General features: G+C 55.0%; 8 protein-coding genes. 6 read left to right on the top strand and 2 right to left on the bottom strand.

Features of this window, described 5'->3' with window-relative positions:
* The first annotated feature begins 22 nt into the window (after positions 1 to 22).
* The 5 genes from MX657_RS14280 to MX657_RS14260 are packed head-to-tail and all read left to right on the top strand — an operon-like array spanning position 23 to position 5965.
* Positions 23 to 784, top strand: coding sequence for a fimbria/pilus periplasmic chaperone (locus tag MX657_RS14280; protein WP_346806010.1), 762 nt, complete (start codon positions 23 to 25; stop codon positions 782 to 784).
* On the top strand, positions 768 to 3323 hold the full coding sequence (locus MX657_RS14275; protein ID WP_429844938.1) for a fimbrial outer membrane usher protein: 2556 nt from the start codon (positions 768 to 770) through the stop codon (positions 3321 to 3323). The genes MX657_RS14280 and MX657_RS14275 overlap by 17 nt, the downstream gene beginning before the upstream one ends.
* 1 nt (position 3324) lies before the next feature.
* A complete protein-coding gene (stbD, locus tag MX657_RS14270; protein WP_080329551.1) occupies positions 3325 to 4656 on the top strand; it encodes a fimbrial usher protein StbD in 1332 nt (443 codons plus the stop codon).
* A gap of 22 nt (positions 4657 to 4678) precedes the next feature.
* A complete protein-coding gene (locus MX657_RS14265; protein WP_346806008.1) occupies positions 4679 to 5347 on the top strand; it encodes a fimbria/pilus periplasmic chaperone in 669 nt (222 codons plus the stop codon).
* Between the two features lie 18 nt (positions 5348 to 5365).
* On the top strand, positions 5366 to 5965 hold the full coding sequence (locus MX657_RS14260) for a LuxR C-terminal-related transcriptional regulator (protein WP_346806007.1): 600 nt from the start codon (positions 5366 to 5368) through the stop codon (positions 5963 to 5965).
* An 82-nt stretch (positions 5966 to 6047) separates the two neighbouring features.
* Here MX657_RS14260 and fumA read toward each other — a convergent pair whose 3' ends face one another.
* Both fumA and MX657_RS14250 read right to left on the bottom strand, forming a co-directional pair.
* Positions 6048 to 7697: a class I fumarate hydratase FumA gene (gene fumA, locus MX657_RS14255; RefSeq protein ID WP_346806006.1), complete on the bottom strand. Its 1650-nt coding sequence runs from the start codon at positions 7695 to 7697 to the stop codon at positions 6048 to 6050.
* 52 nt (positions 7698 to 7749) lie between these two features.
* On the bottom strand, positions 7750 to 9258 hold the full coding sequence (locus MX657_RS14250) for an anion permease (RefSeq protein WP_014884418.1): 1509 nt from the start codon (positions 9256 to 9258) through the stop codon (positions 7750 to 7752).
* A gap of 610 nt (positions 9259 to 9868) precedes the next feature.
* On the opposite strand from MX657_RS14250, the gene MX657_RS14245 reads away from it, so the two are divergent.
* Entirely contained in the window at positions 9869 to 12649 is a 2781-nt protein-coding gene (locus tag MX657_RS14245; RefSeq protein ID WP_346806005.1) for a flavocytochrome c, read from the top strand.
* The last annotated feature ends 2 nt before the right edge of the window (positions 12650 to 12651 follow it).

The raw sequence follows: 12651 nt of genomic DNA, 5'->3' as shown, positions 1-12651 counted from the left end.
TTCGGCCCGGGAGTTGTTAATAATGATAAGCGCACATCTTAAGCGTATCGCTCAGTACCTGACTTATTTGATATGTGTACTGATGCTGGCAAACACCGCCTCCGCAAGCGTCACGATACTGGGCAGCCGGATTATTTATCCTGCCGGGGCCTCATCCGTTGACGTGCAGCTCAAGAATAATGATGACATTCCTTACGTGATTCAAACCTGGTTTGACGAAGGCGATGTTAACGCGACTCCGGCTGAGGGCGCGAAAATCCCTTTTCTGACGACCCCTCCCGTGTTTCGAATTCAGGCGAAAGCGGGACAAGTTATCCGCGTGACCCATACCGGCGCGCGCGATTTACCCCAGGATCGGGAATCCCTGTACTGGTTCAATGCGCTCCAGGTTCCACCCTCGAATCTCGAAAGTGAAAAAGGGCAGAACAAAATGCTGGTCATGCTGCGTACACGGGTAAAAGTGATTTACCGGCCAGCGGGCATTGGTACCCCAAAAAATCAGCTGAAAGGGCTACGGGTCAACGCCACTTTCGATGCGCAAAAGGGGTATGGCATTTCGATAGAGAACCCGCAGCCGTGGTATGCGTCATTAACCCTCATTGAGGCTGAGGCGGGTGAGAAAAAGCATACCCTCACAGCTGATACGGTAGCGCCTTTCGATCGTCAGACGTTTTGGTTTAACAACTGGAAAACCAAAACCGCGGGAAACGGTACGGTCAGGGTTTGGCTTGTCAACGATCAGGGAGCACGGATCAATGGGCACTATCCTGTCTCGTACCCCTGAGTTTCGACGCAATCTGCTGGCGCTGTGTATCTCATTGAGCTGCACGGGGCTGGTGCAGGCGAAAGAATATGTTTTTGACTCTTCACTGCTGCAGGGCTCGTCCTGGGGCATGGATCTGGAGCAGTTTAACCGGCATCAGGTCGCACCCGGACGTTATCTGGTGGATGTATACGTCAACAATACGCTGGTGAAAAGCGAAGAAAAGATCATCTTTCGCGCTAAAGCGGATGGTCGCGATCCTGAACCCTGTCTGGGCAAATCGCTCATGCAGGCCGCAAAACTGAAAGCAGCAGACCGCGGTGAGGAGACAGCGTGCCGCCTTTTGAGTGAGTGGGCGGAACATGCGACCTGGCAGTTTGACCAGGCCTCACTGCGCCTTCAGCTGGCTATTCCGATGACGGAACTCCAGCACACGCCTCGCGGTTATATTCCGGTGAGTGAATGGGATGCGGGTATGGCGGCGATCTTTTTGCGGCACAACACCCGTTACACGTTCACGGAAAATACAGACACTCGCTACCGCTATCACTATTTGTGGAGCGGCATCAATGCCGGAACCAACCTTGGGCTGTGGCAGGTTCGACATCAGGGAAACCTGCGCTATGCGGACAGCAGCATAAGCGGAAGCGATTCGAGTTATAACGCCGTTCGAACCTGGGTACAGCGTCCCATCGAACCGATCGATAGCGTGCTGGCGTTGGGTGATAACTATACCGACAGCAGCCTCTTTGGCAGCCTCTCGTTCAATGGGGTGAAACTGGCAACCGATGAACGCATGTGGCCACAGGGGAAGAGGGGCTATGCTCCGGAAGTCAGGGGCGTGGCATCCAGCAGCGCGCACGTGGTGATAAAGCAGCTAAATAACGTCATTTATGAAACCAACGTTCCGCCGGGACCATTCGTTATCAATGACTTATATAACACCCGCAGCCAGGGGGATCTTGAGGTTGAGGTCATTGAGGCCAGCGGGAAAACATCCCGGTTTACGGTGCCTTATTCCGCTGTGCCTGATTCCGTACGCCCGGGCAACTGGCAATACGGCCTCTCATTCGGACGCGTTCGTCAGTACTACAGTATTGAAAACACCTTCATGGAAGGCGTGTTACAGCGAGGGCTGAGCAATGAAGTCACCAGCAACCTCGGCCTGCGCATGGCAAAGGATTACACGGCTTTGCTGGCAGGGGGCGTGCTGGCGACAGATATCGGTGCAATTGGTCTGAATGCCACCTGGTCTGATGCCCTGGTTGAAAATGATGAGCGGCAGCAGGGATGGCGTGCAGAAATCAGCTACAGCAAGACGTTTACGGCAGGCACTAACCTTGTGCTTGCCGCATACCGCTATTCGACGAGTGGTTATCGCGATCTGGAGGATGTGCTGGGCGTTCGCCGCCAGCAGAAAAGTGGTACGGAGTACTATTCAGACACCCTGCATCAGCGCAATCGACTGACAGCGACGGTCAGCCAGCCGATGGGAAGCTGGGGGGTACTTAATTTGAGTGCCAGCACGGCGGATTACTATAGCAATCAGTCGCGTATGACCCAGCTGCAGCTGGGCTACAGCAATCAGTGGCGACGGATTAGCTATGGGATGAACGTAGCCAGACAACGGACGCGCTGGGACTACGGGCGCTTTTATACCAGCACCCGCGAGCCGGTTGATGACAGTTCAAAAGAGAAATACACCGAAAATACCGTCTCCTTCAACGTGTCGGTCCCTCTGGACTGGGGCAGCAACCTGGCGTCGGCGGCTTACAACTACAACCAGTCGCGCGCCAGCCGCTCCTCGACCGTATCGTTAACCGGCACGGCAGGGGACGGTCGTGACAGATCGTATTCCCTGTACGGCGGATATGAACGTTATCGGGATGGGAGCAGCGGTAACGCCACGACGTTTGGTGGAAACGTTCAGGAAAATACCCGCGTGGGGTCCGTGCAGGCCAGCTATGACCAGGGGGATAACTACCGGCAGGCAGGGCTTGGTGCATCCGGAACACTGGTGCTACATCCGGGAGGATTAACGCTCGGGCCGTATACCAGCGACACGTTCGCACTGGTACACGCCGATGGTGCCCAGGGGGCGCGCGTGCAGAACGGGCAGGGGGCGACTATTGACGCGTTTGGCTACGCCATTCTACCGTCGCTTTCCCCTTACCGTAGCAACAACGTCAGCCTGGACTCGCGCAATATGATGGCAGATGCCGAACTGAAAGGTGGAAGTCAGCGCGTCGTGCCCTATGCGGGGGCAGTGGTTCGGGTGGACTTTGCCACGCTGAAAGGCAAAGCCGTTCTCATCACCCTCAATACCCGTGACGGAGAACGACCGCCAATGGGGGCGGAGGTGCGGGATGCCGAGGGAACATTGATTGGCATGGTGGGGCAGGGCGGCCAGATTTATGCCCGCGTCCCGGAAGCCTCCGGCGTGTTGCGCGTGAAATGGGGCAAAGCGCGCGACCAGCGCTGCCGTGTGCCGTATCAAATTACCGGGCGAAACGCAGAGCCGTTGGTTTACCTGAGCCAGATATGTGAAAAGGAGAATTAACATGCAGGACCGGTTAAAACATTTTCTGGTGCTGGGGCTGTTATTGCTGATAAGCCAGCCCGCGTGGGCAAACTGCATCAGGGTGACCAGCACGTCATCACTCTCCAGCATGGCCATCGCGGCAGGGTATACTGCCGCCGACTGGTCGGGTGCCTGTGATACCTGCCACGGCAATATTGGGCTGCCGGCGGTAATCAACATCAACAGCGGCACTAACTTTCAGCCGTCGGGGACGTTGCTTGCCAGTGCGGTGGGCAATTTTTTAACGGCAGCGACGAATAAAACCTATACCAGTAATCAAATTCTGTTTCGCTGTACCCTGGCCGACGCCGGAAGTTTATATGAAATGTATGCCACCAACGGCGATAACGCCTATACCGGCATGTATGCCTCCGCTGAAATTGAGGGGGCGTATTATGATGTCGCAAAAAACGTTGCGGTAAGAATGACCAATCTCAGCACCGGGGAATACTACAGCCGCTACTGGAAGCAAAGACAAATCACCTCGGCAGACTGGTATCAGGATGGAACCTATATTTACATTCCAGCCAGCGCATTCAGCAATGTGCTGTATGAGATGTATAAGATCTCATCCACCACCTATTATCTTAACGCCAGCAATTACTATAAAGATGCCTATACCCAACCGCGAGGCTATATTGCCTTTAAGGGCCCTGGGCTGGCATCCAATTCGATCGTGGTGGGCCAGGATAGCGCGATTTATTATTATGGCTGGTATACAAACTGGCCCGGCGCATGGAGTACCTACAATACCGTGACCTACGTCCGTGGCGCACTATGTCAGGTTAAAGACTATCCCGCCGTTGTGCTTTTACCCACTGTCAGCTCCGCCGCGTTGCAGGCCGGAGGTAACAGCCAGGCTCCGTTCTCGGTCAGCCTCGAGTGCGAGTCAGGCGCGGTTTCCGGTACCGCCACGTCCACGGCCAGCAAGGCAAACGTGGCCATGGGATTTTTGGTCAACCAGCCCGTTGCTGTCAGTGCTGCGCAAGGGCTGGGGCTGGTGACCAGCGGTGGGGGGCTAACCTGGCTACTGGATTCGCATTACGGTAACAGCGGCGTGGCTTCTGGCGTGGGTATAAAAATCCTTAACCGGAGCGGGGCGGCAATCAATTTGTTACCCGACAGAAGCACAACCGGTACGGGAAACTCGCGCGGCTGGTATGCGTATCAGGATCTTACCAGCCTGACGTCGACGGGGGCGGTAAACACCTATACCGGTGATTTTACCGCATCATTAGAGGCCCTCAGTGGGCAGACTGTGACGCCAGGTACGGTTAATGCGCAATTACAAGTCGTTGTTAATTTCCAGTAGGCTTGCTTTGGCAGGCTTGCTGATGACGTGCCTCATCGCTGAGGCATACGCCGTGGTTAACGTCGATCGGACTCGCGTGATTTTCAGCGCAGGCGAAATGGCCCAGTCGCTGAATCTCTCTAACGATGGCGAAACGCCAGCCATGATTCAGGTCTGGACGGATACGGGTAATCCGCTGGTGCCGCCGGACAAAGTCAGCACGCCGATTGTGGCTACTCCTCCGGTTTTCAAAATGTTGCCGAAGGAAATTCGCTCGTTGCGTTTGCTGCTTACGGCACGTCAGGGGCTGCCGAACGATCGGGAAAGCGTCTTTTGGCTGAATATTTTCCAGATCCAGCCTGAGAGTGAGCGGACCCGGCAGAACGCGCATAAGTTAATTCTGCCGTTACGCTTAAGGATGAAGGTCTTTATACGTCCTGCTGGCATCGGCGAGCCTGATGCTCTTCAGTATCAGACGCTTCAGTTCCACGCTCAGGATACTCGGTTAATCATTACTAACCCGACGCCCTGGAATATCAGCCTCAACGTGGAGATACCCGGGCAAAGGCCGCTGACCAATATTATGGTTTCGCCACGGGTGGAACAGGCAGTTTCGCCTGATAAGCCACTCTTGCCGGGAAAAACATTAGCCTATCGTGTCATTACCGACGACGGTAATTATCTCAACTATCAGGCCGTTGTTCGACAATAGCATGCGGCGTTAACGTATATGGAAAAACCAAATATCGTTGTAGTAACAAACAACCGCTATTTTTCCTGGGGGATAATGTCCCTTTTAACTCAGGACGAGCAAGAGCGCTGCACTGTCTGGACGCCCGCGCAGGTGGGCGTGAATATTAATAAACGTGAAGGAGCTGAGGAGGGGAGTTGCTGGATTGTTGATGCCGATAACTATTTCAACAATACACTCCTGTTTTTAGATCTTTTAACCGCGCTGGTGGACATAAAAACCACCTTAAACCGGCGTCTGCGCGTCTTGCTTTGTTATAACAGATACATTTGCATGCCTTCGCTGGACTGTTATGCCTGTTTTTCAATGGTCAATGCGGCTCGCGGTATAAAGAGCGTGGAGCAGAAGGTCCGGTCCCTCTCCGGGCACGACAGGAAGGATGCAGCGGTGACGAAATCAGGGAGGAAAACGGCGCTAACGCGCCAGGAATATCTCGTGTTGAATGCGTTGTCTCAGGGACAAAACGTCAGTCAGGTAGCTGACAGATATCGCATCACGCCAAAACGCGTCAGCCACCATAAATGTAGCGGGCTGGCTAAAATGAAGAAAAAGCGTTTGTATGGCGTGTATGGAGAATAGAAAAACTATTCTCCATACAGGGCAGCGTCAGCGCGAGTTAATCAACGATTCGCTGTCGCTGCTGCTGGCGTTATGGAAAATCTCAGCGCTGTGAACAGCCCTGGCACTGTTTGTTCTGGATCTGCTGGAAGAAATCATTGCCCTTGTCATCCACCAGGATAAACGCCGGGAAATTCTCCACTTCGATTTTCCAGATGGCTTCCATACCCAGCTCCGGATACGCCACGCACTCCAGGCTCTTAATGCTGTTTTGCGCCAGCACCGCCGCCGGGCCGCCAATGCTGCCGAGGTAGAAGCCGCCGTGCTTATGGCAGGCGTCGGTGACCTGCTGGCTGCGGTTGCCTTTTGCCAGCATGATCATGCTCGCACCGTGGGATTGCAGCAGGTCGACATACGAGTCCATACGTCCCGCCGTGGTCGGGCCGAGTGAGCCAGACGCGTAACCTTCCGGCGTTTTGGCCGGGCCCGCGTAGTAAATCGGATGATCTTTGACGTACTGCGGCAGTTCTTCACCGTTGTCGAGCAGCTCTTTCAGCTTCGCGTGGGCGATATCGCGCGCCACGATGATGGTACCGTTCAGGGAGAGACGGGTAGAGACCGGGTGCGCGGAAAGCTGCGCCAGGATCTCGTTCATCGGCATGTTCAGGTTGATGCTTACCACATCGCCTTCACCCTGCTGGCGCAGTGATTCAGGAATATACTGGCCCGGGTTGTGTTCCAGCTTCTCAATCCAGATCCCGTCCCGGTTGATCTTCGCTTTGATGTTGCGGTCTGCTGAGCAGGAGACGCCCATGCCGATCGGACAGGAGGCGCCGTGGCGCGGCAGGCGGATCACGCGGATATCGTGGGCGAAGTATTTACCGCCAAACTGCGCGCCGAGGCCGAGGTTCTGGGCTTCCTGGAGCAGTTCCTGTTCGAGCCGGACGTCGCGGAACGCCTGGCCGTACTCGTTGCCTTCGGTTGGCAGCGCGTCGTAGTAGCGGGTGGAAGCGAGCTTGACGGTTTTCAGTGTGCTTTCCGCTGAGGTACCGCCAATCACAAACGCAATGTGGTACGGCGGGCAGGCCGCAGTGCCCAGGGTGCGCATCTTCTCAACCAGGTAATTTTTCAGCTTCGCCGGGGTGATCAGCGCTTTGGTTTCCTGATAGAGGTAGGTTTTGTTGGCAGAGCCGCCGCCTTTTGCCATGCACAGGAATGTGTATTCGTCCCCGTCCACGCTGTAGAGGTCAATCTGCGCGGGCAGGTTGGTGCCGGTATTCACCTCTTTATACATATCCAGCGCCGCATTCTGCGAGTAGCGCAGGTTGTCTTCAATATAGGTGTTATACACGCCCTGGCTCAGGGCCGCTTCGTCACCGCCGCCGGTCCAGACGCGTTGGCCTTTTTTACCCATAATGATTGCCGTGCCGGTATCCTGGCAGGTTGGCAGCACGCCTTTTGCGGCAATTTCAGAGTTACGCAGGAACTGCAGGGCAACGTACTTATCGTTCTGGCTGGCTTCCGGGTCGTTAAGAATGGCGGCGACCTGCTTCTGGTGGGAAGGGCGCAGCATAAACGCAGCATCGTGGAAGGCCTGCTGCGCCAGCAGGGTCAGGGCTTCCGGCTCGACTTTCAGGACTTCCTGACCGTCGAATTCGGCAACGGAAACGTGCTCTTTGGTCAGCAGATAGTATTCGGTGTCATCGTGCGCGAGAGGGAAGGGGTTTTGATAAAAAAACGGTTTGTTTGACATAGCTTGCTCCATAAAAATAAAACCGCCGGAGGAGAAGTCCGGCGGTCAGGAATCAGAACATCATGGACATCCACGGATAGCCAATCAGCAGCAGGGCCGCCAGGAAGATGGCACCGAAGATGGTGCCGAGGCGCCAGTAGTCTTTGGTTGGCAGGTAGCCGCTACCGTAGTAAATCGGGCTTGGGCCAGTACCGTACGGGGTGATGATCCCCATCACGCCCAGCGAGGTCACCATCAGCAGAACGAACACTTCCATATTCATGCCCGGAATGGTGGAGGCGATGGTCAGCATCGCGGGCAGCAGCGCGGTAGTGTGCGCGGTGGTGCTGGCAAACAGGTAGTGCAGCAGGTAGAACGCCAGCAGCAGGACGATTGTTGCCACGCCCGGCGAGATACCGCTCATTAACAGACCGCCTTCTTTACCCAGCCAGCTGATAAAGCCGGTGGAAGAGAGGCCATCCGCCAGCGCCACCAGGGTGGCGAACCAGACGAAGGTGTTCCATGCGGCTTTGTTACCGGTGATATCGTTCCACTCCAGCACGCCGGTCCACAGCATCAGGCCGACGATAAGCAGGGCTGCCATCGCAGGCTCGATCCACGCGGCAGCGAAGATCCACATCAGCAGCGCACAGCACACGAACACCAGCAGCAGGATTTCATTGCGGGACAGCTTGCCCAGTTTTTCCAGCTCACGGGTCGCCCACAGCGGCACTTCATTGTTCACTTTCACTTCTGGCGGGTAGAACCAGTAGGCCAGCAGCGGCATGGTCAGGATCAGCAGGATACCCAACGGCAGGAAGGCGAGGAACCAGGTGCCCCAGGAGATATCAATCCCGACCGTGCTTTTCACCAGCGCCAGCGCCAGCAGGTTCGGTGCAAGGGCGGAGAGGAACATTGAACTGGTGATACAGGCCGCGGTGATTGCCACCCACATCAGATACGAACCGATTTTGCGCGCGCTTGGGTCGTTGGGTTTTGAGCCGTACAGCGGCGGCAGGTTAGCGATGATCGGGTAGATGGTCCCGCCGCTTCGCGCAGTGTTGGACGGGGTGAACGGCGCCAGCAGCAGGTCCGCAAACGTAATGGCGTAGCCGAGCGTCAGGCTGCGACGACCCAGATATTTCACCAGAATCAGCGCCAGGCGGCGGCCGAAGCGGGTTTTATCGTAGCCTGCGGCGAACATAAAGGCGCCGAAAATCAGCCAGACGGTGGAGTTACCAAACCCGCTCACCGCCCACTTAAAGGAGGCGCCCGCCAGCTTGAATTTCGGGTCAGCCAGCTGATCGGGGCTGAACAACACCCACTGGCTGCACAGGGCAATGGCGACGACGCCTGTCAGGCCAATCACCGCGCCCGGCAGCGGTTCGAAGATCAACCCGACGATCACGCCGACAAAGATGGCGAAGTAATGCCATGCGTAAGGCGGCAAGCCTTCAGGAACGGGAACAAACAGCAGCAGTACGGCGACGATGACGGGCAATGCCATCATCAGCAGTCGTTTTGCTTTTCCATTTGATGCCTGGTTCGCCACCGGGGGCGTTACAGCAGTTTTTGTATTCATAGTTTCACGTCTTAAGTTGTCAAAAATTCGGTCGCACTGAAAAGTCAAAATTGCTTTCTTAAGTTTCTTTTCTTTTTTTAGTTATTAAAGGTGCGTTTTTGTATTTTCAGTAATAGCGATTTAACGCTTTTTTGTCTGCGTTAAATTAAAAAATGATGGTGTTTTTATATTGCGCTTTTGAATGCCATAACTATTGATCGAGATCAAAAAAACAGAATTGCAGCGTTATTTTTATGCTTTTATTAATAACCACTCTGGCGTATGTGGTTATTATCTTTTTTTCGGGTTTATTTTATCATTTTTGTAACAGTCTAAATTTTAAGTTCAAGTTATCTGGTTGATTTATTTCGATGTTTTTGATTTTTGGTGAAATGGTTTTACCATTCTTTATTTAACGAATTTTAAGATATTGTGAATGCCTGAATGACAATCGCTAACACCAATGTATTATTCGTGTTATCACAGGGATTAAATAGTTTTTTAACTAACGTAATAGCTTTAGAAGCTAAAAAAATCATTATATTAATATCATGACATCGGCAAAAAACGACGAAATAAAAAATCAATCCGATAACGAATTCTCAATTTTTAAAAGTTTGGAGTTTCTATTATGAGCACTAACGAACGCATTCTTAGCCCCTTCACATTACCGAATGGCACCGAACTGAAAAACCGTTTGTTAATGGCTCCGATGACCACCTGTACCGGCTACTATGACGGCACCGTTACCAGCGAGCTGGTGGAGTACTATCGGGCCCGTTCCGGCAGCATTGGTACCATCATCGTGGAGTGCTGCTTTGTCGACGATCTCGGTCTCGCCTTCCCGGGCGCAATCGGGATTGATAACGACGAGAAAATTGCCGGGCTGGCGAAAATCGCTGAGGCCATTAAATCTAAAGGCTCTAAAGCCCTGCTGCAGATCTACCACGGCGGCCGCATGGTTGACCCGAAACTGATCGGTGGCCGCACGCCTGTTGGCCCAAGCGCCATTGCCGCGCCGCGTGACGGTGCCGCGACGCCGGTCGCCCTGACCACGGAAGAAGTGGAAGGCATGATCGGCAAGTTTGGCGAAGCCGTGCGCCGTGCGATTCAGGCCGGTTTCGACGGCGTGGAAATCCACGGGGCAAACACCTATCTTATTCAGCAGTTCTACTCCCCAAATTCAAACCAGCGCGACGATGAGTGGGGCGGCAGCCGCGATAACCGCGCGAAGTTCCCGCTGGCGGTGCTGGACATTACCCACAAAATGGTGCGCCAGTACGCCGATGACGCCTTCATCATTGGCTATCGCTTCTCACCTGAAGAGATGGAAGTCCCCGGCATTCGTTTTGACGACACCATGTACCTGCTGGAGAAACTGGCGGCGCGCGGCGTGGACTATCTGCACTTCTCCGTGGGCGCCACCCTGCGTCCGTCCATTGTCGACACCCAGGATCCGACGCCGCTTATCGAAAAATACTGCGCGATGCGTTCTGAAACGCTGGCACAGGTTCCGGTGATGGGCGTGGGCGGCGTGGTAAATGCTTCAGACGTGAATGAAGCGCTGGAACACGGTTACGACCTGATTGCCGTTGGCCGCGCCACTATTGCCTACCCGGACTGGACAGACCGCATTGAGGCCGGTGAAAACCTGGAGCTGTTTATGGACAGCACCAAACGCGAAGAACTGAGCATCCCTGAGCCGCTGTGGCGCTTCTCGCTGGTGGAAGCGATGATCCGCGACATGAGCATGGGCGAATCCAAATTCAAACCCGGCACCTTCATTGAGAAAGTGCAGGACGACGTGAACGAACTGGTGATTAACGTCAGCCTCGAAACCGACCGCATTGCCGACATTAAGCTGGCCTCCGGCCCGAGCGAAGACGTCGAGTTTGTCACCAGCTTCGAAGAGATCCGCTCCCGTATTCTGGATGCCAATACCCCGCACGTGGATGCCATCACCGGCGCAACCAGCCAGAGTGAAGCGGTGAAGAAAGCCGTCTCGAAAGCGATGCTGAAATCCAGCAAGGCGCTGGCAGCGGAAGAGGGCGCTGATCCGAACGAGACCAAAAGCGTGGACGTAGTGGTGGTCGGCAGCGGCGGCGCCGGTCTGGCGGCGGCGATTCAGGCCCACGACGAAGGTGCGAGCGTGCTGATCGTCGAGAAAATGCCAACCATTGGCGGGAATACGATTAAAGCCTCTGCCGGTATGAACGCCGCAGAAACCCGCTTCCAGCGCGTGAAGGGCATTCAGGACAGCAAAGAGCTGTTCTATCAGGAAAGCCTGAAAGGCGGCGGCAACAAGAACAACCCGGAACTGCTGCGTCGCTTTGTCGAGAATGCGCCGGAAGCAATTGAGTGGCTGGCAACGCGCGGCATTATGCTGAACGACATCACCACCACCGGCGGGATGAGCATTGACCGTACGCACCGTCCGAAAGACGGTTCTGCGGTGGGGGGGTATCTGATCAGCGGACTGGTGCGTAACGTCAACAAGCGCAACATCGAGGTGATGCTGGATACCTCCGTCAGCGACATTATCTTCGAAAACGGCGAAGTGACCGGCGTGCGTCTGACTACCGAAGAGAACGAAACCGTTATTGTGGCAGCCAAAAGCGTGATCGTGGCAACCGGCGGCTTTAGCGCCAACAGCCAGATGGTGGTGAAATACCGCCCGGATCTGGCAGGATTCGTCACGACTAACCACAAAGGGGCGACCGGCGGCGGTATCGCGCTGCTGGAGCGCATCGGGGCGGGCACCGTGGATATGGGCGAAATTCAGATCCACCCAACCGTCGAGCAGAAAACCTCGTACCTGATATCCGAATCCATCCGCGGAGGCGGGGCGATTCTGGTCAATCAGCAGGGCAACCGCTTCTACAACGAAATGTCGACCCGCGATAAAGTCTCGGCGTCAATCATCGCGCTGCCGGAAAAATACGCGTACATCGTCTTTGACGAGCATGTTCGTGCTAAAAACAAAGCCGCAGATGAGTACATCGCAAAAGGCTTCGTGACCAGCGCCAGCTCGCCGAAAGCTCTGGCGGAAGCGCTGGGTATGGATTATCACCAGTTCCTGGCAACGCTGGAGCGCTACAACGGCTTTGTTGAAAAACAGCACGACGATGATTTTGGTCGCACCACCGCGCTGCGTGCGCCCATCAACGAAGGGCCGTTCTACGCCATTCAGATTGCGCCGGGCGTACACCACACCATGGGCGGTGTGACCATCAACACCGAAACCTGCGTGCTGGACAGCAACCATAACGTGCTGCCGGGGGCATTTGCGGCGGGCGAAGTGGTCGGTGGGATCCATGGCGGCAACCGTATCGGCGGTAACGCGGTGGCGGATATCATAATTTTTGGTACGCTTGCCGGACATCAGGCGGCGATGCGCTCAAAAAGAACGTAAGG

This window comes from Enterobacter chuandaensis, assembly GCF_039718975.1.
GTDB lineage: Bacteria > Pseudomonadota > Gammaproteobacteria > Enterobacterales > Enterobacteriaceae > Enterobacter > Enterobacter chuandaensis.
The sequence above is the reverse complement of the archived record's forward strand: the minus strand, read 5'-3'. Positions and strand labels throughout refer to the sequence as shown.